Origin of the sequence: Nostoc sp. 'Peltigera membranacea cyanobiont' 232 (assembly GCF_002245985.1) — a bacterium.
Taxonomy (GTDB): domain Bacteria; phylum Cyanobacteriota; class Cyanobacteriia; order Cyanobacteriales; family Nostocaceae; genus Nostoc.
This window is the reverse complement of sequence record NZ_NOLK01000007.1, coordinates 94306-115959: the sequence shown is the minus strand read 5'-3', so window position 1 is coordinate 115959 and position 21654 is coordinate 94306. Positions and strand designations below refer to the sequence as shown.

Below are 21654 nucleotides of genomic sequence, written 5' to 3'. Positions count from 1 at the left end.
GCTTAATCACTTACGATATGTCATTGCGAGTGAAACGGAGTGGAACGAAGCAATCGCTGCGGACTCTGCGATTACTTCACTTCGCTATCGCTGCGTTCGTAATGACAAGTATTTATCCAGACATGATGTTACGCGTTGATTAGCTGTTACGCATTGTTAAATTACACCAGCTTACTACTTCATTTATCTTCTAACTAAAGAGGCGGATAATTGTTAAGTTGTTACGTGATTTTCTATACGAATTTTTTTAATTTATCAAACAAAATTCAGTAATTAGAATTTCAATTACACGATTGATGGGCAAATTACAAGAAGAAGGTATTATCAGTTTTGACTTAAAAAAACATATTATCTTGAAAGATTTCGATTAATTACAGATAGATTTCTGGTGAGGAAATATGACCTAAATGTACACAAAATAATGTATATCTGATTTAATGCGGATTGCTAAAATCGCGATGCCTACGGCGGGCTACACCTACGCAGCATGTTAAAGCAGCTATGCACACACTTGGCAACACAACTCCATCATGGGGCTACATCTTAGCACTGGACTTAGGTACAACAGGCAACCGCGCCTTTGTATTTAACGCAGACGGCAAGATTGTTGGGCAGGCATATAAAGAACTAACTCAGTATTATCCTCAGCCCGGATGGTTAGAACACGATCCTCAACAAATCTGGAAAGATACGTGTTGGGTGATGCAAACCGCCATTAAAAATGCCCAGATTGTTCCATCAGCGATCGCAGCATTGGGACTAACTGTACAGCGCGAAACCTGCTTGATTTGGGACAAAACTACTGGCAAACCACTCCATAGAGCCATCGTCTGGCAAGATCGCCGCACTGCTCCCCTTTGTCACCAGTTACAAGAGCAAGGCTATGCTGATGAAATTTACGATCGCACCGGATTAATCATTGATGCTTATTTTTCTGCTACCAAACTCAGGTGGCTATTAGACAAGGTTAGAGATGTTGACCTGAACAATGTCTTAGCAGGCACTATTGATACCTGGGTGTTGTGGAATCTCACAGGCGGGAAAGTCCATGCCACCGACCACAGCAACGCCAGCCGGACAATGTTAATGAATCTCAAAAGCTGTGAGTGGGATGAGAAATTACTGGATCTGTTTCAGATTCCGGCTGATATTTTGCCTCAGATTAACCCTAGTTTAGGAGTATTTGGAGTTACTGATGCTACTTTGTTGGGCGCTGAAATTCCCATTACAGCTATCTTGGGGGATCAACAAGCAGCTTTATTTGGTCATGGCTGCGATCGCCCCGGTTTGATGAAATGCACTTACGGTACTGGCAGCTTTTTGGTAGCTCACACAGGCGATCGAATTGTGCGATCGCACCATCAACTTATTTCTACGGTGGCATGGACACAAGCAAATCCAAGCGGAGCATTAGATGTAGGCTATGCCTTGGAAGGGAGTATGTTTACTAGTGGAGCTTGTATCCAATGGTTGCGCGATCGCCTCAAACTGATTAAAACTGCTGCTGAAAGTGAAACGATGGCAAATCAGGTCAAAGATAATGGCGGAGTCTACTTTGTGCCTGCATTTAGTGGACTAGGCGCACCTTATTGGGATATGAGTGCTAGGGGAGCCTTTTTCGGCATTACCGCCAGCGTCCAACCAGAGCATCTAGTACGCGCCGTGTTGGAAGCGATCGCCTATCAAGTTCTAGAGGTAGTGCAAGCAATTAATGAATCTAGTAGTAATCCAGTTGGACGATTAACCGTAGATGGTGGTGCTTGTGAGAATAATTTTTTGATGCAGTTCCAGGCTGATGTATTAGGTATTCCAGTTGAACGGCCGATAATGCGCGATACGACCGTTCAGGGTGCAGCATTTGCAGCAGGTTTAGCTGTAGGATTTTGGGAAAGCTATGAAGCACTGGTGCAGCAACGGCAAATTGAGCGTGTGTTTGAGCCAAAAAGCAATGACCCATTGTCCAACTTTGGTACTTGGCAAAAAGCAGTGAAACGAACTCTTGCTTGGGAGGAGTAAATGCTTACTGCTCAGGCAAAACTTCAACCGAATGGGTACTAGAATTTTGTTCCAAATAACGTGGATCGCGCACTCCCACGTGCAAAACCTGCTCCCAAACCAAAAAATGCACTTTCAACAACATTGACGGTCAAGTTATGACGAAGGTCTTTTTGAATTTTAGAGTTAGACATTTAAACCCTGTTTGAAGCTCCTTCAGAAGGTGCAGAGTAAACAGTTGCGAGTCAGAGTTTCCCAGAACTATTGCGTGGTAAGTTGGATTTGGGGTGTAAATTCCCATCTGAAACTTTAATAACTGATATAGGACTCCTATTTGATTTTTGAACAAAATTAGGTATGTAGGGTGTGTTAGAACGAAGTTCGTAACGCACCACTATCAAGGGTTTCGTGCCGTACTCTCCGCGATAACATCCTACGTATCTTTTCAGAAATCAAACCGGATTCCTATAGCTGTTTTAAAATACTACTGACATCTAAGGATGCTTCCCGCATGATTACTAAACCTAAGATTTTTATTGATGGCGAATCAGGAACCACAGGCTTACAAATTTACTCACGTCTCAATCAACGGGATGATATCGAGTTAGTTAGCATTGAGGCATCTAAACGTAGAGATGCAAGTGAGCGAGCTAAACTAATCAATGCCGTCGATGTTGTTATTCTCTGCCTACCTGATGATGCAGCCCGTGAAGCTGTTAGCTTAGTAAGTAGTACTACGGTTAAGATTCTTGATGCGAGTAGTGCCCATCGCACAGCTAATGGCTGGGTATATGGGTTCCCTGAAATTAATCCAGGACAGCGAGAGAAAATCGCCAGCGCCCAGTTTGTTAGCAATCCAGGCTGTTATCCCACAGGATTTTTAGCCTGTATCCGTCCTTTGATTGCTAAGGGACTTTTAAAAAATAATTTTCCCATCACTGTTAATGCAGTATCAGGTTACTCTGGTGGCGGAAAGAATCTCATCAACCAATACCATACATTCCACGAACAGCAAGCTGAGGGCGATTCACTATATCCATACGCCATCTACGGTTTGCAGTTTGGACATAAGCACGTCAAGGAAATGCATTATTATTCAGGGTTAGCATCGCCGCCACTGTTCGTACCATCAGTAGGAGATTTTGAGCAAGGGATGCTAGTTCAAGTTCCTTTGCTGTTAGGAACTTTGGATAATCCACCATCAGGTGAGGTAATCTATGAAGCGATCGCTAATTACTACCAAGGTGAAAAATTTGTGCAGGTTGCTCCATACCAAGATTCTACTCTGCTGCGAGACGGAGTATTTTTGGATGCGATGTCTACGACGGGCTACGCCTACGCAATGAACGGCACCAATATTGTTCAGGTTTTTGTATTCGCCAATGACACCACCAAAGAAGCTTTGCTAGTTGCTCGTCTCGACAACTTAGGCAAAGGCGCATCAGGAGCCGCAATCCAAAACCTAAACATCATGCTGGGCTTTCCAGAAGAATTGGGATTGTTATGAAAAAGCATTAGGGAATGGGGAATAGGGAACCCGGATTTATCACCACATCTCGATTAAGCCTGCGCTTGAGCAGAGGAGCAGAGGAGAGTTCAAATACCAAGTTCTTTCCCCTCTGCCCATCCTTATATATTCTGGTATAAAAAAATTGGTATTCCAGTTAACACGCAATAAAGCTTGATGCATGGTTCAATTAGATACTAAAGCCCCAAAAGCCGGAAATATCTATATTTGGAGATGTGATCGGATGGTTTTACCTAAGATATATAAGACTTTTCTGATAATAGCTACTGTTACACTCGTGACAGTATTGGCAGTTTCAGGGTTTGCTAAAACAAAACCTCAACACAATATAATAATTTTTATTACAGATGGATTGCGACCTAGTAAAGTTAATGCTCAAGAAACTCCTAATCTTCATGAGATTCGCCAACAGGGTGTAAGTTTTGTCAATAGCCATTCACTCTTTCCTACTTTTACTACCGCTAATGCTTCTGCGATCGCAACTGGACATTATCTCGGTGATACTGGTGATTTCAGCAATACAATTAATGTTGGCTTTCCTGTCAATAGTGCTAATAATAGCCCCGTTCCTTTCTTAGAAAACAATGCTGTTCTGGGGGAAATTAGCCAACACTTTGATGGCAATTATTTAAACGAAGAAAGTCTATTAGATGCCGCGCGTGAAGCTGGATTTAGTACCGCCGCCGTTGGAAAGATTGGGCCAGTATTAATTCAAGATATTACTCAACGAAGTGGTAAATCTACAATCATAATTGATGATGCCACAGGTTCCCAAACGGGAATTCCTTTGAGTTCTGAAATAGCTGAACTATTAACAAAAAATGATATTGCCTTAAAATCTCCGACGCGAGGAGATAATGGCAAATCTGGCAACAGTACAGCACCAGGCACGAAAGTCGCTAATATATTTCAACAACAATACTTTGCCGATATAACCACAAAAGTGCTATTACCTCTATTCAAACAACGGCAAAAACCTTTTGCTTTAATTTATTGGTCACGCGATCCAGATGGAACTCAGCATAACCAAGGTGATAGCTTAAACACTCTTACTCCAGGGATTAATGGCCCGACTTCACTTGCAGCCCGTCAAAATGTTGATAAAAATCTCGGACAAATCCGTGCCGTTCTCAAACAGCTAAATTTAGAAGCTTCTACAAATATTTTTGTGACGGCGGATCACGGTTTTTCTACAATCAGCAAGGAGAGCAAAACCAGCTACTCAAAGACACTTGATTATCCAGATATTATGAAAGGATTTTTGCCACCTGGTTTTCTAGCTATTGATATCGCTCATGGTTTAGGATTGCCTTTATTCGATCCAGATAAGCAAAATGCTGCTGTCGATCCAACTCAGGGTCAGTTTTCTAAAAACGGTTTGATTGGCAAAGAACCCAATAACCCTGATGTATTAGTAGCTGCTAATGGTGGTTCAGATTTGATTTATTTACCTAATAGTGCCAATAACAAAGCACTTGCTAAACAAGTTGTAGATATCCTCTTAAAAGAAGATTATGTGAGTGGTTTATTTGTAAATGATACATTAGGTTCCATTCCAGGGACTTTACCCTTAAGTGCGATCGCGCTTAATGGTAAATCTCATCTTCCTAGCCCAGCGATCGCAGTAAACTTTCGGACATTTGATACTGGCTGTGGCGACCCAACTGCTTGCGGTGTGGAAGTTGCAGACACTTCTTTGCAGCAAGGACAGGGAATGCATGGCTCTTTTAGCCGTGCTGATACTTACAATTATATGGCTGCGATCGGCCCTGACTTTAAGAAAGCTTTTGTAGGCCGAGTACCAGTGAGTAACGCTGATGTACCAATTACCTTGGCTAAGATTTTAAATTTGAATATTCCCCATCAAGGAAAACTTATAGGTCGTGTTTTAGATGAATCTTTGGTTAGAGGAGCCAAAAAAGTTTCTTTTAAATCTAATACTTTGACATCTCAACCAAGTACTAATGGATTAAAAACGATCCTAAAGTATCAAACAGTTGGCTCAACTCGATATTTTGACGTTGCTGGTTTTCCTGGTCGGACACTCGGTTTAGCAAAATAGTAGGTCATTGGTATATTTAAATATATGCTATTTAAATTGATGGATTTGGAATCTGAATAAATTCTTCCCATCGTTCAATTTCTTCATCTTCCTCATCCTGAAGGTATTCATAGCAAGTTGAAGCATTACTGATGTTGAAAAGTTGAGCAAAACCAGAAAACTGTCCTACTCCTTGGAACACTTCATCATAAGGCAACTTGCTAATATCAACATCGTTTTTACGTGCTTGTAAGCGTTGCAATAATTCTAGGTTTTTTTGATAGATTTTTTCACGTTCCTCTTTAGAGAGAACTGTCAAAACTTTAGTAATCTCTTCAATAGTTGTTTGATTATTTGGTAGTTCAGTTAGCAAATCGGCAAATACTTCAGGTTTTCCCCGTAATCTTGCTTTTTCTTCTCTGGATACAGTCTCAAAATAGTCTGGGTTTGAACTATATTCATCAACTAGTTTATGCTCTAAATAATAGATGTAATCGAAAAGATTGTCATCATAAAGAGTGAGATAGAGCAAATGTCCAGGAAATTGCTGGGCGATCGCAGCAGCAATATTAGAATCATACCCTAGTCCTGAAGGATAGACGCTAATCCAACCGTTAATACATGGAGAAATTAAAAACTTCTGTTTTTCTTGTGCAGCAAGGTTTTTTACAATCTCTGCTATTTGCTCGGTGTCGGTTGACCGAATGTGAATAGAACCGTAAGAAGTGCCCATAGAAATTTTGAAGGGTATGTGACTATTTGAGTTTACCCATCATTTCCTTTAAAGATACTGTACTTTAAGAGACTCAAGCCCTACTCCTACTTGCGCTACACAACGGATTATATATTAGAATAATTTGATGCTAAGAAGTTTGTGATGAGTAGATATTCCAATTACAGTTACTGTATCCGTTCAGATAACCTAGACTTAATAGAACAGGCTGTAACCCACATTTTTGAGCAAGAAGACTGTCGTCGTATCCCTTTGCCTCCCCTGTCTCTAGATGGTATCGAGCTATCCATAGAAGAAATTGAAACCGATGTTAAAAAACTACGTCGTTATAACTCTAAGCTAAGTAGCGAACTATGGGCCTTTGGAGTGTTTGTTGGTGCGCTTGAATGGACGATTGTAAAAACTTTTCCTGATGAGCTGCTATGCCGTCGAGCAAAAGATGCCGAACGACCCCGACTATCAGAACTAGCAATACAACTTCGCACCGATGCTTTTTATATAGGTTACGGCGAAGAAGGTAGTATTTTTATGGAAACGGATGCCAAAGGTGGCATTTTCATCTCTGGCTCAGTTAATGAAGAACACTCAGAAGAAGGTAAATTTTTTGAGGAGCAGATTAACTTAGTAGATCGTATCCAATCACTAGAGCAAAAAGCGCCTCAACGCTTCTTCCTGTTAAATGTCCCAGAACAGATGCAAACAGCCGAGCAAGAACTCAAAGAGGAGGAAGATAAAAGGTTTGAGGAGTGGCAAGAGCAGTTTTTAGATGATTATACTAAACGTTATTTTTCTCTAATGACATTCGATAAGTTGGAAAAGTGGAAGGTAAGGTTTAGGCAGAACAGAAATCAGTTATTTAACAAAAAAGGAGGGAAGCAATTATTTCGAGCTTGGTCTAATGCATATACATGGCAGGATTTTAGCGATATGCCTAGTGGTTTTTTAATCACATTTGAGAGAGCCATAGGACGATTATTAGGTGGTACACCTTCTTACTGGCATTTAGGAAGAGAACCTTTAGTTTACCGTGCCTACACCCAGCAAAAACAGCTAGAAACTGATGGAGCGCGACTATTGTACTTTCCACCTACCCAGTAATTCCAAAAGTTTGAAGTTTATGAAATTCAACTACTGTAATTAGCTATAAATAAGTTTTTTAAGCAGGAAAATTGTCATCGTATCCCTTCCAAAAATATCATAATTAGCAATGCAAATTGGCTGTAATACTTTTCATTTAGGTGTCTACCAAACGGATTATGGAGTTTTGCTAGAAACAGATGCTCAATAGCGATCGCTTGTCAAATTGTGGTAAAAAAGATGGTGCAGTGATGCCTACGGCGGCAACTTATGCAGTTAATTAGCAAATAGCCTCTTATTTCCTTCTTTTCAGCCAAATCACTTTTGGGCTATTTTGTCAATATATAAATCCTAACACTATCAGTTTGATTGGCAGCATTTTGAAGATATTGGCACAAGCCCAGCCAACTTTTTCCGCTTCAGTTTAGCTAAAAACTTTTTTGTCACATCAACTTTATCAGTAAATCAAGACCAGTTAGGCATTGCAAGCAGCGATTTGTGCGTAATAAAGCTTGTACAATTATCAAGGCGGTTTTTACTGCCAGAATACTTCTCAGGTGTAAAATTTATCGACAGCAAAATTCTTATACTTTGTATTTTTCCATCCTTCACTTGTGGCAAAAATGACCCAAGTTAAGCACTCATATATTGCAATAGATAACTTTTACCCTTATGACTGGAGAGCAAAATCTTGGGAATAGAACTACGCAGTTTCGTATTTCTCGACAGCCTGCAACCTCAACATGCAGCATATATGGGAACAGTAGCCCAAGGCTTCTTACCATTACCAGGGGATACATCACTGTGGATTGAAATCTCTCCTGGTATCGAAATTAATAAAATTACGGATGTAGCTCTCAAGGCTGCCTCTGTGCGTCCGGGAGTACAGATAGTTGAACGACTCTACGGACTATTAGAAGTTCATTCTAGCTCCCAAGGCGAAACGCGGGCTGCTGGTCAAGCCATTTTAGCGGCATTAGGAGTCCGAAAAGAGGAATGTCTCAAGCCGCGTGTTGTTTCTAGCCAGATTATTCGCAACATCGATGCTTACCAAACACAACTTATTAATCGCACGCGACGGGGACAGCTACTACTAGCAGGACAAACGCTGTATGTATTAGAAGTGGAACCTGCTGCTTACGCCGCACTCGCTGCAAACGAAGCTGAGAAAGCAGCATCGATTAATATCCTTGAGGTTCAAGCTGTAGGAAGTTTTGGGCGGCTTTACTTAGGTGGACATGAGCGAGATATTCTAGCAGGTGCGGCAGGAGCGTTAACGGCTATTGAAAGTGTAGCTGGTCGGGCAAATCCTCTAGGTGGTCGTCAGGAGTAAAGGAGAAAAAATGGCAAATCGAGAGCATCTAGCTTTACTGAAAGCAGGTGCAGTGACATGGATTGAGTGGAGAAAGAGAAATCCTCAGATTGAACCAGACCTCAGCGCTGTAAATCTGCAAGGGGATAACCTCAGAGGTGCAAACCTCCAAGGGGTAAATTTGAGAAAGGTAGATTTGGGTAATGCTTTACTTGTGCGAGCAAACCTCAGTGGGGCTGACCTCAGTAGTGCCAACCTCTCCAAAGCCTTGCTCGTTGAAGCTAACTTGAGTGATGCTAACTTCAGTGTTGCTAACTTGAGTGGTGCTATGCTTACGCAGGCAGATTTGAGTCATGCTAATTTGATTGGAGCCGACTTGAGTGAGGCAAATTTGAGAGGCGCTGCGATCGCTCATGCTAATCTAATTGGAACTGACTTAAGAGGCGCTAACTTGAGAGATGCCGATTTAGGTGCAGCGAAGCTAATCCGGGCTAATCTCTCTTTTGCCAACCTCATCGAAGCTAACTTGATTGAGGCTGACCTCAGCGAAGCAACTTTATATGAGGCGGAAATATTGGGGGCTTATCTTTATAAAACCGACTTATACAAAGCTAATTTGAATAAGGCTCGCTTCAGTGGTGCTTACCTGCTGCGGGCTAACTTAAGTGAAGCTGATTTGAGTCAAGCTGATTTAAGCTGGACTAACCTTAGAGGCGCGAATTTGGCAGGGGCAAATCTCAGAGCAGCTAACCTCAGAGGAGCCGACATTCGGGGAGCTAATCTTAGCGGTGCAAATCTTCAGGAGGCAATTATGCCTAACGCTTCAAGGCACGATTAGTTAACAATAAAGAGCAATTGATGTTTAGATTCATTTTCTGAAGTTTAAACTAATTCGCAGTGCAAAATCACCCAGCACTGCTGAGTTAATTAGCTTCATTTTAGCACCATCCTCTTTGGGGCATTCCTTGGCAGAATAAGCTTCAGTAGTTAAAGGAAATATATAAATTTTATATAAAGCCGAAGTTTTGTTATGCTCAAAAATGCTTTGGATAATCCATCAATTTAACTTATGTATTTTGAAATGAATTTCTTTAATATAAAATTATTTTTTTTACATAAAAAATTTCACATTGAAACCTAACTTAACGAGAATAGCGGATTAATCTGGAAAATTTTGCTATATGCACTAGAAATATAGCATTTTTGAAAATAGACTTAATTAAAGTTTATAAAATTTCAACTTAGGATTAAAAATTAAAAATCTTCTATTTTTAAGATTTCGTAAAGAAGTTGACGCAACCTTTTGTTCGTGGTACTTAAGTAATTAAGTTGAAGAACCAAAAATAATTAAAATAAATAAACTTAAACTCAATTACCTATCATTTTCAAAATCAACTAACCAAATCAATAATTGATATTTTCTAATAAATATTGGTATTAATTAGGTTAATCAAGGTATCTCTATTTAAACTTACAGTTTTAAGTAATCCACATTTAACTTATAAAGAGTTCTTTGACTGAGGCCAAACTTAGGCATTAGTGAGAAATATAGGAAAAATAATATGGCAGTTATTTTCGGCACTACGGCTCCTGACACAAGAAATGGGACTTCAGGAGATGACACGATATATGGTTGGGCTAATGGTGGTAATGCCAATAGTTTGTCTGGTAACGATACCCTAAATGGTGCAGATGGTAATGATAATTTGTTTGGCGGGACAGGAAACGACAGTTTAATTGGTGGACTTGGCAATGATACACTTGATGGTGGCTTGGGTCTTGACAGCTTGAATGGGGGAGTAGGTAACGACACTTATCTTGTTGACAGTGGTGCTGACACCATTACCGAAGCTGTTAATTCAGGGACAGATACCGTCCGGTCTACTGTCACCTACATACTGAGTGTCAATTTAGAAAACCTGACCCTGACTGGAACTAGCGCCATCAACGGTACAGGTAACAGTCTTAACAACATACTTTTTGGTAATACTGCTAACAACACTCTCAATGGGAGAGCAGGCAATGACACCTTAGATGGTAATTTGGGCAATGATACGCTCATTGGTGAAGATGGCAATGATAGTCTACAAGGCGGGCCTGGCAATGACAGCCTCAATGGGGGGTCTGGAGACGACATCCTCATCGGTGTTTTCCCTGCTAGTGTACTCTCACCTGGATTAGGGGAGACTGATATCTTAACTGGCGGGGTTGGGCTAGATAGATTTATCCTGGGAGACGCTAAAAATGTCTTCTACGACGACAAAAGCACTACCAATGCTGGTTTTGGCGACTTGGCGACTATTACTGACTTCAACCCTAGTGAAGATCGAATAGAACTCAAAGGTTCGCCAAAAGACTACCGCTTGCAATCTGCTGGAGCCAACACACAAATATTATTAGATAAACCAGGAGCAGAGCCAGATGAGATTATAGGTCTTATCCAGGGGAAAGTGAACCTTAGACTTGATAGTAACGATTTCCTTTTCTATGAACGGGAAAATGCTGGACAAGCTACAAACAATACACTAGCTAGTGCTGAAGGATTGGGTTCTTTATCATCAGGCTCAGACGTTAAGCTCTCAGGTGAGTTGGTAACAGTTCAACCAGGGGACAATCCTGATTTCGACTTTTTTACATTTTCTCTAGCAAATCCCAAAACTGTCACCATCAGTGCGGTAACAACCGATGATACAGTTATCGGACTGTTTAACAATGCTGGGATTCTACTGCAAAGTGACGACGATAGTGGCCCCGACTTTGGATCGTTCATAACCGCTTCACTGGGTACTGGAACGTACTCAATTTCAGTAAGCAAATATGCTTTCTTCCCTCAAGATGGTGGAACTTTCACTGGCTCTAGTGACAGCAATTCTGCTCCTTATACACTAGAAGTGAGTTTGGGATAAGAAAGTTGTTAACTTCAGGAATTACTAACATTAGGAGGCTATTAAGAATACTTTTACTGCTGGCTAGAGGAACATTAAGTTTACAAACAAAATCATCTGACTATTTTATGAACAAAATAATGAATAGCACTAAATTATCCAAGCAAGATAAACGCAGATTCATCGGTAATTTATCTCTAAAAAGGTGCTTTATCGCTGCCAAAGCGCTGTTACTTACAATAGTCATATTAAATTATGGTACTAGTGCAGTAAATGCTGCACCTCAATCCCTGCGTGCTGATATTAAGATTCGCCTTATTCTGAATACATTATCAGACTCTCCCTCTGTTCGGATTGCAAAAGATCCACGAAACAATACCCTCTATTACCTCAAACGAAATGGTGAGATTTATCGAGTCAATTTAGGCTCTTCTACTAGTACACTTGTCTACAACTCTAGTAATCATAATATCGGTGAGACTCAAGGTTTGGCTATTGGCCCTAACGGTACAATTTATTTGGTTGGCAATGCAGACCTTGTGAATAACCAAACCAAAGCAATTATTGTTAAAGGCGAAATTCAGTCGGGTACACAACAGCGTATCTGGTCTATCTTAGCTAAGAGTGCAGGATATCCCAAAAGCAAAACAGCTTACGATCATCGCTTCAACGGCGTGGTTGTTAGCCCAGATGGTAGCTTTATCTATGTGAATAGCGGTTCTCGTACCGATCACGGTGAAGTTCAGTCTTCTGATGGGTTGTATCCCAATACTCGCGAAGTAGGATTAACTGCCTGTATACTCCGACTTCCTAGTAATGGCAAAAATCTCTTCCTTGCAAACAATCGAGCAACCTTAAAGACAACTGGCTATATTTTTGCAGAAGGAATACGTAATACTTTCGATATGGCATTTGCACCCAATGGGGATTTATTTGGTACAGAGAATGGCCCCGATCGCGATATGTCAGAAGAATTAAATTGGCTACGTCTAGGTGGTAACTACGGCTTTCCCTGGCGCATTGGCGGGACAGATAATCCACAACAATTTCCCAATTATAATCCTGCTAATGACCGATTGTTAGATCCTCGATTTAACGCCGTCCAAAAGGGCTATTTTCGTAACGATCCAACCTTTCCTATTCGGCCTAATGTAACCTTAATTGAACCAATTCCTAATCTTGGGCCGGACGCAGACAGTTACCGCGATCCAGTAGATGGCAAAGTCAAAGATGCCAGTGTTCTTGGGCAAAGTTTTAGCAGTTTTACAGCACACCGTTCTCCTTTGGGCTTAGTTTTTGATACACAAGGAGTAATGAGTCCAGAATTCAATAGAGATGGATTCATGTTGAGTTGGACACCAGGCGACTCCACTGGCGAAACAGTAGCAGGCCCTTTTAAAGATCCTAGCCAAGACCTACTGCATTTAAACTTAACTAAAGTAGGAACTACCAACTATAAATTTAACGCTACGCGCATTGTCAAAGATTTTAGTAATCCCATTGATAGTGAGATTATCGGCAATAAAATTTATGTTCTGGAATATGGTGGAAATGAAGGAATTTGGGAAGTAACTATGCCAACTCAATAAAACATTACTACTCGATCTCTTTTGGCAAAATCCTTAAGCGCCCGTCCTAGAATTTCTTCACTGGCACTTAAAGAATAAACGTCGGCGGTGTCAAAGAAGTTTATCCCCAATTCCAAAGCTAGTTTAATAAATGGGCGACTATCTTCTTCTTCTAGTACCGATTCTCGCAATTTACGAGAACCATCGGTCATAGTACCCAAAGTATGTCGTCATCCTGTTTGCTCTACTTTTTGATAACGTTGTGATAGTTCTAATGTAAGTTGAGAAGCTTGATGTGCCTCATCGATGTGTCCTAGCTGGCTATGGGTATTAGCTAATTCCCTCTGAATCACTGGAATATTGCCACGGTCAGCATTCCGCTTTTCTAGGACATTCAAAGCTTTGTTATACTGCCGATCGCGAATCAGTGCATCAAGATAAATCTGTTCAAATAAATCTTTTACCATTGATTTTCCCAGAGCATTGCACAGCTACAAGCATTACTTTGCAAAAGCTAGATTTTAAACTACTGTAGCTTAATCGGGATATTGTAGATAATAATATATGAAAAATTTTGGACAACTTATCCTGTCATAGCGATCGCTTTTCTCAAAATTAAGCAGTTTAGGAGTTGCGATCGCCTCTGAAAACGCTAAGATTACTGCGGATACAGTATTGTCTATGTTAGGTGCTTGTGGTGTGTAGATAAAAAGGGCGAGCGCTAAAACTATGCCTAAGAGAACAAAGTGCGTAGGCGCAGCCCGCCGCAGGCATCGCAAGTAAAATTTCCAAAGATGAGACATAGTATAAACATTGAGAAAATGCCATTGTAAATAGACTAGTTACTCTACCTACAATGCTTGCAAATCAACCTATAACCCCTACCAGCAAGCAGCAAGGGTTGAAGGTGGTTGATGCTCAATTAAGGACAGGTGATATCATAGCCAAGCTCGGTCATATTGAACAGGCCAGAGTTTATCGTATCCCAACTGTTTGGCTGCCAGATGCGGCCAGTAAGGATTGCGGAGTAGTTCGCGTCCCAACAGCACTATATCAGCTACTTCTGTGCGAATAATCTCATCAGCCTGTTCAGGGGTTGTAATTAAGCCTACAGCTCCTGTATGGATATTGGCTTCGCGACGGATGCGTTCGGCAAACTGAGTCTGATAACCAGGTTTAACTGGTATATTGATGCCCGGTATAATGCCCCCTGATGAATTATCGATGAGATCAACTCCTAAAGACTTAAGTTTGTCACTTAAAGCAATACTTTGTTCAATGTCCCAACCCTTATCTACCCAATCGGTGGCAGAAATACGTACCCAAAGTGGATGCGTCTCGGGCCAAACCTTTCGGACTGCTTGAACAACTTCTCTGAGTAAACGAGTCCGGTTTTCAAAGCTGCCACCATAATCATCTTGCCGTTGGTTAGAAAGAGGTGAGAGAAACTGGTGGAGTAGATAACCGTGGGCAGCATGGATTTCAACTACCTTGAAACCAGCTTCTAGAGAACGTTTAGTAGCTTGGACAAAGGCATCAATAACTTCCTGAATTCCCTCAAGACTTAGGGCTTCTGGAACTGGGCTATCTTTGCTAAAAGCGATCGCACTACTCGAAACCAAAGGTCGCCAACCTTCCTGAGATTCATCTAGCGCTTTCCCTCCCTTACTAGGTTTGGCAGTGCTGGCTTTTCTGCCTGCATGAGCGAGTTGAATACCTGCAACAGCTCCAAAGTTATGAATCAATGCTACCGTTTTGGCTAAAGTTTCGATGTGTGCATCCGACCAGATTCCCAAATCTTGAGGGCTAATGCGTCCGCGAGGTTCTACGGCTGCTGCTTCTGTTAGCACTATACCTGCACCGCCAACTGCGCGAGAAGCTAGATGAATAACGTGCCAATCATTAGCATATCCATTTGTGCTGGAATATTGACACATAGGTGAAACGGCGATGCGGTTACGAAAAGTAACTTCACGAATCTTTAATGGTTCAAATAGATGTGCCATTGGTATTGATTCCTTTTCTTGCTTGGTGAAAAAATAGGGGTGTAAGGGTGGTGAGTCACTCTCTAATTCAATATAATTGTTCTGAAAATCATGACTGGTTTTGCCCCTACTCTTCCACACCTCGATAAATCAAATTGCTCTGAAACTAGGATTAGCTTTTCTCCCTACACCCCAACATCCTTATTTTCAGACATTAAACGGCTGTAGATTTTCTCTGACTTATACTGACATGAATGATAAACGCCACAGCCAATAAAAATAATCCTATAGCTGACTAGAGTCACGCTCGAAATTTGGATGAATAGGCTGATTCTCAAGTTCTTGGCTCTGCAATTCCCAGATATCACATTTTACTTCTTCTTTATCCACTAATAACTGTAGATGATCTGGTAATTTAGCTTTTTGCGAAATTGTCCAAATTTCTCCATATAAACATTCTCTTTCAATTTGTCCAGAAAACATAACTTTCCTCTCCATAAATGTCACAACTTAAGTTTAGTAACTCCTGATTTCTGAAAGACGAAGTAACAAAATATTCATCCTTCATTCTTTCATCTGATTTAAAATACACCTACTATTCCTCCCTGATATTGGTTATTAATAAAATCTCTCACCTGTAGATAGTTAAGTAGCTTGTTTAGTTTCTGAATCTTGGGTTCATTTTCTTAACCCTCTAATGAGACTAATACCAAGGTATACTTTTTCTCTTTAGCTGTTTTTTATCTTATAGATTGCAGTGTTATTGCCGCTAGAACAACAGTTTTAGCCGAAGAAACAATGAATTCTACATCATTAACATCTCGAATTAGTTGGACTCATTCATTGATTTAAGGCTTTTCGAGAAAAGACCAAGTGTGCTTAATAAAACTAGATTTAATGGCACTAAATTAATTCTGAGTTCCTTGATAGCATTAATCATGAAAGGTCAATATTGAAAAAAATTGCCATCGATTACTTTATCTCTTAAAGCTATATTCGGTCGTACTTGGTCATTAGAAGTAATAATTATTACTTCTATTTTGTCTTCAGGTGCTAGTTGAGTATTTACAAACTTCAAAATATCTTCAGATATGATTTTCGGTACAAAAAACTTCAGTTACGCTTTAAAAATGCACCTTGAAGACGAATAAGACCCTCCCCAGTCTTTTTTGAATTGGTACTCCCAATGCTTTTGCACTACGGCTGCTCCTGCTGTCCAAGTTTCTAGCCGATCGAGTTGTTGATTTCTGGGATTCAATCATGTGTTCTGCAATCAAGGTTCTAGTAAACCCACATCGTTCAGCCAACTGGATCGGATACTTAGCTCGTGAGTAACTGACATCACGAGGTTTAAGAGGGTGGTTCATTATGGCGCAGTTGCCGTAAACGGGAATCCAGAGCCCGTAACATGGCTCAGACATAGCTTTCAAGAACCCTTGTAATAGACGCTAAAAGTTTACTTGGCACTATATTTTGAGTTTATTGGCTAACCCAGATAATTTACTGATAATCTTCGAAAAATCAATCTAATTACCGTAGTATACATTTATGAGATTTACATGGATTGTGCTAAAAAACAAGAGGCTATTAAAATTTATTGATATTACTCCTTAAGAGAGTTAAGTCTGTGGCGAAAACTTTCTCAAAAAAAAGACAAGTATAATTTTTGTCTTCAATGGTTAAAATAATAGATTCTGTGTCGAAAGTGTTAGATGAATCCCCACGCGATATTACATCTCTATTACAAAGTGTGACAACCTGGTTGGGAAAACTACCTATAATTTATACTAATTTCTTAAAAATCAGGCACTTATTGCCTTTGAGTTTTCTTTAGGTAAACTGTTAGCATTATGAACAGTTTACGCCTTGACAAACAAAGAGTTTCAGCTGCCCTTAATCTAACTTTTTAAAGAAGTCCGGTATCTTGTCGTTTATTTATCACTCAAAATTGTGTAAGCATCATTAACTAAGTGCATTTTCTCTTGTGCTTGTTTTAGCAGTTGCGGCTGATTCACAAACAAATCTGGATGCCATTTTTTTACTAAAGTTCGATAAGCCTGCTTTACCTCAGCCTGAGAAGCATAAGCTTGCAATCCTAAAATGCCGTAGGCGCGAGTAATCTTATCTTTTTCCGTCTGGCTTTTGGGTTGAGTGGGTGCTTTCTTGCTTTGAGTTGAATTTTGCTGTTTGCTAGTTTGAGAACCAGGCGATGTCTCACGACAAGCCTTAGGGCTACGCATCTCTGCTTTCATCCGCGCTATTTCCTCATTGAGTTCCCAATCACGAAATTTCGCCTCCACCTCTTCTTTCCGCGGAGAGGGAGAAGCTTTTGGCGATGGCGGTGGAGAAACTGATTCTACCCTTCTACCGCTATTCTTAACAGTATTTTCCTGTTGTTGCTTAATAACAGGATCTTTTTCGGGGGAAATTCTAACTCTCTCTGGCTGTGGCGAATATTTTTTATTAGTATTCGTGTATTTTGGTATTTCTTTATAAGGTTGATGATTTGAGAGGATTTTGACTTTTTCTAACTCTTGTAGCAAACGATTAAAACCATTTTGTAATTGCTGCAAACTTTCGCGTTTATTAGTAACTTCTACTGCCTCTTGACTGAATTCAAAGCAAATTACTTTTTCGGCTTGCCGTTCATATTCAGCCAAAATTGATAACCCTTGGCTGCTGAAACTAGAGAAATAATCTTCAATTGCAGTTATACAAAGTTTAGCAACTTCCTGATGATAAGATTCCTTGGCTAATTGTTCGTCTTGTTTTTGGATATTCTTGTTTAACAAATAAGAAATACTTCCCACGACAGCAGCACCTACCGGGCCGCCTAATAACCAACCAATACCACCACCAACAGCGATGGAACCAGGTTCACTCAAATCATCAGTATTGTTTGGCTTTGGGGGTAATATTACTTGTGGTTCGCTAGGAAAGGGAATTAATAAATCTTGCGGTCGTTCTTCTTGGAAAAACTCGTAAGCTTGATAGAGCCATTTTACCGCAGATAATTGTAATTGATTTAGGTCTTTTTTAAGAGTATTTGTTTGCCAATCTTTAAATTTATTTTCTGCTAATGCAACTGCCGCATCAGCTTGATATTTTGTGAGTAGTTTGGGTAATGCTAGCCAATCGCGTAATTCTCCGATGCTAGTAGTGAAACCTTTATAAATTAAATTAGCTGCTTTTTGTTTAATTTCAATTTTACTATTTTGTTTATCGTCAAAAGATTTGATTTCAAGAGCAATCGGGTCAATTTTAGCTTTTAATGAGAGTTGGATTTGAGAAGCGATCGCTTGCACTCTAGGCAAACGCACATTACCACGATTTAGTTGCAAAATCCCTACAATATTTTGCAAAGCTGTTTCAAAAGCTGCTAAACCGCTACTATTGGCAGCAGCAACATCGCCTTTTAATCTGGCTCTTAAGGCAGGTAAAGCATCAACACGATATAAATTACTAAAGCCTGGGGGTAATTCGGCTCGAAAGCTTTCTGCAACAAACAGCAGGCGATTTTGGACTTGTTTTTGCTCGTCAGGTTCTAGCAAGTTAAGAAAATTGGCAACAAATATAACTGTTTTAATACCGCGATCTAATAGCCAATCTCGTAAGTTTTCCCGCTCACCTAAAGTCATTAATTTCCGTGCATCTAATAATTGGATAACTAAATCTGCACTTAAAAGTTGTTCTCGGACTAAATTATCTTGTTCATCTCTATCATTTGTTCCCGGTAAATCGAGAAATTCTACACCAGTTTCTAAGAAGGGATGCGGGCAAAAAACTTCCACAGATGCTACATCTTTTCGCATCTGCCTATTGCCATCAAGAATTGCAAATTGCTGTAAAACTTCTGTGCCATTGCGATAGACTTCTGTACCATCTACCAACATGATGCGAGTCTGCACATCAGAGCCATACTTAACGGTAATGGATGCGCCTGTGGTGGGGATTAAATCAATTGGCAATGTGCGATTCCCTAGCATGGCATTCAATAGGGTAGACTTGCCATGATTAAAAGGGCCAAATACCGCAATGCGGAAGCTAGGATTAAGTAGATTATTGCAAATGGTAATTATATCTTGATTTAGTTGCGACTTGCGTTCTAAAGTTAGTAAATCAGATGCAGATTTGAGAGAATCTGCTAAATTTTTATAACCTTCATACTGTTGTTGCATAGTTCCTCATTTCCAGGCTCCGCCTCATATTATTATGTTTATATTAGGTATAATTAAACATCCAATAAAATCCTAGTTTGTAGTGAGCGATTCATCGCTCATAGCAAAGTTTATCAGGACTAAAGTCCTTGCTACAAACTTTAATTTATTTAGGTTTGGCTACTTATGGTTATGGAAAGCGGAGCCTTCCTATAGGCATTCCCAGCTTCTAGCTGGGAACGAGAATAACGAAAGGACGAGAGTTATAATATATATTAGCTATAGTAAGCTAATAGATTGCTATACGCCGCCTCAATTTTTTGCAACTGAGCTATTACATCTTCTTGTAAGGTTTTTAACCGATTGAACTCACGCTCACGATTGATTTCGCGGGTTTGTTTCTGCTTGACTAAATTATCTAATTCAGATTTACGAGATACAATATCATCGTTAATCCGCTTACTCACTTCTCTTTCGTAAGAATCAAAACACTCTTTCACAGCATTGTATACAACCTGAGATTGCTCGTATGCAACCTGGGGTAAGTGTTTTACTAACTCTTTCTTCGCTGTTTTAACTAACTCCCTACGCGCTTGATCTGCTTGCAAAAATCCTACTCCCAAACCTAGCAATGCAAACCCGATTGGCCCAAGCAAAACACCTGTCACTGCTGTAATTATCCCACCAATTCCAATTACAGTGAAGTAGTTTAACAAGATATTTTTCCAATCAAATCCAGCGCCAGCTAGTGCAAAACCAGCAAGATTTCCGTTAGATATCGATAACAATCCCATTGCCCATTTTGCCCAGCCGGGAGAGTTATCTTCTTCAGCAGTAGTAGTGGTATGTACCTTTACGTCTTGTCCTGTGAGCTTTTCTGTAATTTTGTCTGTGATTTGATTGTAAGATGCGCCATATTGTGCAGCACTGCGAGAAAGTTCTTTAAAAGCTGTATTAATATCTTTTTCAGCAGTTAATGTCCAAGCAGCAGATTTATCAGTGATATATTGCTCAAAGGCTTTTTGCAGTGCGGTGTTAAATGCTTCTCGTTTACCACTGCTGAGAAAATCAAACAAATTTAATTCTGGCTGATAGCGTAAGAAGTCGGTTTCAAAGGTATTACCTAAGTTTAAAACATAGCTGCGAAAAGATTCAGAAATTTTTCTTGCTTGAGTGTCTCTGGTATTGATAATTTCTTTTTGGAATTCATCTCGGATACCTGTAAGTTTGTTAAACTCAGGTTCTACTGAATCAATCCGTTTTTTCAATTCATTTACATCTTGATCTAGTAATGGTACGCGTCTTGCAACTGCTTCGCGGGTATGATTGCATGTAAGTCTTGCTAAGGTTCTAACTTGACGGAGTTCTGCGATCGCACGTTCTCTGGTAAGAAATGTATTAAGGGAATCCATAAACTTCGGAAAGCCAGTCCCATCTAAATCAGCTTGAGGGTTCTTCAAGCGTCGTCTGAGTGCTTGAATTGACGAAAGCTCAAATACCCGTTCGTCATAAATATTCTGACCTTCTACAGTACAATATTCTGCTAAATTCGCCTTAAATACTTGCCGCAATCTATCCTCAGATGCTTTTAATTCTTCGACATCATCAGGATCGATCAGTGATTCCCGCACCTGATCCCAAGCGTTAACTAAGAAGAAAACTGTCAATCCTCGACCTTTGATATAATTTTCTAGGTAGCGACGCTCACCCAAGGTACAAGGTTGAGAAGCTCTCATCACAAACAGAATTGCATGGCAATTATTTACATAACCCAAAGATAATTCGTTTCGCGCTTCTGTATCATTCAATCCTGGACTATCAACAATTTCAATTCCCTTTTCTAGTAGCGTTAAGGGATACTCCACGACTGCATAATCTACATCTGGAAATGCTTGTTTTTTCTCCTGCTCTAATTTTTTTGCTTCAGCCGGATCGATAGTATATTTATATTTAAAGTTTTGAAAATCTAACTCTTGCGGACTTTTACCATCATTAAAATGAATAGTAACTTTCTTTTCTGGCCCATAGCGTAAAACTGTTAACACTGCGGTACAAGGGTTAACATCACTCGGCAATAAGTTTTCTCCAATTAAGGCGTTGAGGAAAGTGCTTTTTCCCCGCTTCATGTCGCCCAAGACTAAAAGGCGAAATACACCTTTTTGGAGATTGTTACTAGCTACTGTAATATCTTCAATATCTCGTTCTAAACTGAGTTTCCCTGATGAAGATTCACCAGCTAACTCAGCTTGATTAATAGTTTCAGCAAGTTTGCTCAAACACCCAGACATCTCCGATCGCACTTGAGCAACCCGCTCTAAATCTTGGATAAATCTGTCAGTTGCTACCTGATTTGTCATAAAATTTACACCTTTA

16 protein-coding genes are annotated in these 21654 nt (G+C 40.1%); 8 read left to right on the top strand and 8 right to left on the bottom strand.

Annotation, left to right across the window (positions count from 1 at the left end):
* Positions 1 to 501 precede the first annotated feature (501 nt).
* The 3 genes from glpK to CDG79_RS04305 all read left to right on the top strand — a co-directional run bounded on the left by glpK (position 502) and on the right by CDG79_RS04305 (position 5585).
* A complete protein-coding gene (gene glpK, locus CDG79_RS04315; RefSeq protein ID WP_094341024.1) occupies positions 502 to 2016 on the top strand; it encodes a glycerol kinase GlpK in 1515 nt (504 codons plus the stop codon).
* A 493-nt stretch (positions 2017 to 2509) separates the two neighbouring features.
* Positions 2510 to 3502: an N-acetyl-gamma-glutamyl-phosphate reductase gene (gene argC, locus CDG79_RS04310; RefSeq protein WP_094341030.1), complete on the top strand. Its 993-nt coding sequence runs from the start codon at positions 2510 to 2512 to the stop codon at positions 3500 to 3502.
* Positions 3503 to 3746: 244 nt separating this feature from the next.
* Positions 3747 to 5585 (top strand): alkaline phosphatase family protein, encoded by a 1839-nt coding sequence (locus CDG79_RS04305; protein WP_094341029.1) that lies wholly within the window; start codon positions 3747 to 3749, stop codon positions 5583 to 5585.
* Between the two features lie 31 nt (positions 5586 to 5616).
* Here CDG79_RS04305 and CDG79_RS04300 read toward each other — a convergent pair whose 3' ends face one another.
* Positions 5617 to 6297, bottom strand: coding sequence for a hypothetical protein (locus tag CDG79_RS04300; protein ID WP_094341023.1), 681 nt, complete (start codon positions 6295 to 6297; stop codon positions 5617 to 5619).
* Between the two features lie 144 nt (positions 6298 to 6441).
* Between CDG79_RS04300 and CDG79_RS04295 the strand changes: the two genes are divergently transcribed.
* The 5 genes from CDG79_RS04295 (at position 6442) to CDG79_RS04275 (ending at position 13160) form a co-directional block, all read left to right on the top strand.
* On the top strand, positions 6442 to 7395 hold the full coding sequence (locus CDG79_RS04295) for a hypothetical protein (RefSeq protein ID WP_094341022.1): 954 nt from the start codon (positions 6442 to 6444) through the stop codon (positions 7393 to 7395).
* Positions 7396 to 8065: 670 nt separating this feature from the next.
* Positions 8066 to 8707: a hypothetical protein gene (locus CDG79_RS04290; RefSeq protein ID WP_094341021.1), complete on the top strand. Its 642-nt coding sequence runs from the start codon at positions 8066 to 8068 to the stop codon at positions 8705 to 8707.
* A 10-nt stretch (positions 8708 to 8717) separates the two neighbouring features.
* Entirely contained in the window at positions 8718 to 9524 is an 807-nt protein-coding gene (locus tag CDG79_RS04285) for a pentapeptide repeat-containing protein (protein ID WP_094341020.1), read from the top strand.
* 724 nt (positions 9525 to 10248) lie between these two features.
* Positions 10249 to 11592: a calcium-binding protein gene (locus CDG79_RS44715; RefSeq protein WP_094341019.1), complete on the top strand. Its 1344-nt coding sequence runs from the start codon at positions 10249 to 10251 to the stop codon at positions 11590 to 11592.
* Between the two features lie 119 nt (positions 11593 to 11711).
* A complete protein-coding gene (locus CDG79_RS04275) occupies positions 11712 to 13160 on the top strand; it encodes a PQQ-dependent sugar dehydrogenase (protein WP_189524878.1) in 1449 nt (482 codons plus the stop codon).
* Here CDG79_RS04275 and CDG79_RS04270 read toward each other — a convergent pair.
* From CDG79_RS04270 to CDG79_RS04240, 7 genes are all read right to left on the bottom strand, one after another.
* Complete coding sequence (locus tag CDG79_RS04270; RefSeq protein ID WP_317616569.1) at positions 13154 to 13351, bottom strand: aldo/keto reductase; 198 nt, start codon at positions 13349 to 13351, stop codon at positions 13154 to 13156. The two genes, CDG79_RS04275 and CDG79_RS04270, sit on opposite strands and share 7 nt — an antisense overlap.
* Before the next feature lie 18 nt (positions 13352 to 13369).
* Positions 13370 to 13606 carry a hypothetical protein gene (locus tag CDG79_RS04265; RefSeq protein ID WP_094341017.1) on the bottom strand — a complete coding sequence of 79 codons (237 nt, stop codon included), beginning with the start codon at positions 13604 to 13606 and terminating at the stop codon, positions 13370 to 13372.
* Positions 13607 to 13675: 69 nt separating this feature from the next.
* The gene (locus CDG79_RS40705) at positions 13676 to 13942 is read right to left on the bottom strand and encodes a hypothetical protein (RefSeq protein ID WP_143855412.1); all 267 of its coding nucleotides are present in this window, start codon (positions 13940 to 13942) and stop codon (positions 13676 to 13678) included.
* A 135-nt stretch (positions 13943 to 14077) separates the two neighbouring features.
* A complete protein-coding gene (gene namA, locus CDG79_RS04260; RefSeq protein ID WP_094341028.1) occupies positions 14078 to 15145 on the bottom strand; it encodes an NADPH dehydrogenase NamA in 1068 nt (355 codons plus the stop codon).
* Positions 15146 to 15409: 264 nt separating this feature from the next.
* Positions 15410 to 15607: a hypothetical protein gene (locus tag CDG79_RS04255; RefSeq protein ID WP_094341016.1), complete on the bottom strand. Its 198-nt coding sequence runs from the start codon at positions 15605 to 15607 to the stop codon at positions 15410 to 15412.
* 1448 nt (positions 15608 to 17055) lie between these two features.
* On the bottom strand, positions 17056 to 19302 hold the full coding sequence (locus CDG79_RS04245) for a dynamin family protein (RefSeq protein ID WP_094341015.1): 2247 nt from the start codon (positions 19300 to 19302) through the stop codon (positions 17056 to 17058).
* Between the two features lie 254 nt (positions 19303 to 19556).
* Entirely contained in the window at positions 19557 to 21638 is a 2082-nt protein-coding gene (locus CDG79_RS04240; protein ID WP_094341014.1) for a dynamin family protein, read from the bottom strand.
* Positions 21639 to 21654: the final 16 nt, after the last annotated feature.

Bases quoted from the DNA above. Each gene is read 5' to 3' on its own strand.
- glpK (WP_094341024.1), top strand. From the start codon at position 502: ATGCACACACTTGGCAACACAACTCCATCATGGGGCTACATCTTAGCA.
- CDG79_RS04305 (WP_094341029.1), top strand. From the start codon at position 3,747: ATGGTTTTACCTAAGATATATAAGACTTTTCTGATAATAGCTACTGTT.
- CDG79_RS04300 (WP_094341023.1), bottom strand. From the start codon at position 6,297: ATGGGCACTTCTTACGGTTCTATTCACATTCGGTCAACCGACACCGAG.
- CDG79_RS04295 (WP_094341022.1), top strand. From the start codon at position 6,442: ATGAGTAGATATTCCAATTACAGTTACTGTATCCGTTCAGATAACCTA.
- CDG79_RS04285 (WP_094341020.1), top strand. From the start codon at position 8,718: ATGGCAAATCGAGAGCATCTAGCTTTACTGAAAGCAGGTGCAGTGACA.
- CDG79_RS44715 (WP_094341019.1), top strand. From the start codon at position 10,249: ATGGCAGTTATTTTCGGCACTACGGCTCCTGACACAAGAAATGGGACT.
- CDG79_RS04275 (WP_189524878.1), top strand. From the start codon at position 11,712: ATGAATAGCACTAAATTATCCAAGCAAGATAAACGCAGATTCATCGGT.
- CDG79_RS04270 (WP_317616569.1), bottom strand. From the start codon at position 13,351: ATGACCGATGGTTCTCGTAAATTGCGAGAATCGGTACTAGAAGAAGAA.
- CDG79_RS04265 (WP_094341017.1), bottom strand. From the start codon at position 13,606: ATGGTAAAAGATTTATTTGAACAGATTTATCTTGATGCACTGATTCGC.
- CDG79_RS40705 (WP_143855412.1), bottom strand. From the start codon at position 13,942: ATGTCTCATCTTTGGAAATTTTACTTGCGATGCCTGCGGCGGGCTGCG.
- namA (WP_094341028.1), bottom strand. From the start codon at position 15,145: ATGGCACATCTATTTGAACCATTAAAGATTCGTGAAGTTACTTTTCGT.
- CDG79_RS04255 (WP_094341016.1), bottom strand. From the start codon at position 15,607: ATGTTTTCTGGACAAATTGAAAGAGAATGTTTATATGGAGAAATTTGG.
- CDG79_RS04245 (WP_094341015.1), bottom strand. From the start codon at position 19,302: ATGCAACAACAGTATGAAGGTTATAAAAATTTAGCAGATTCTCTCAAA.
- CDG79_RS04240 (WP_094341014.1), bottom strand. From the start codon at position 21,638: ATGACAAATCAGGTAGCAACTGACAGATTTATCCAAGATTTAGAGCGG.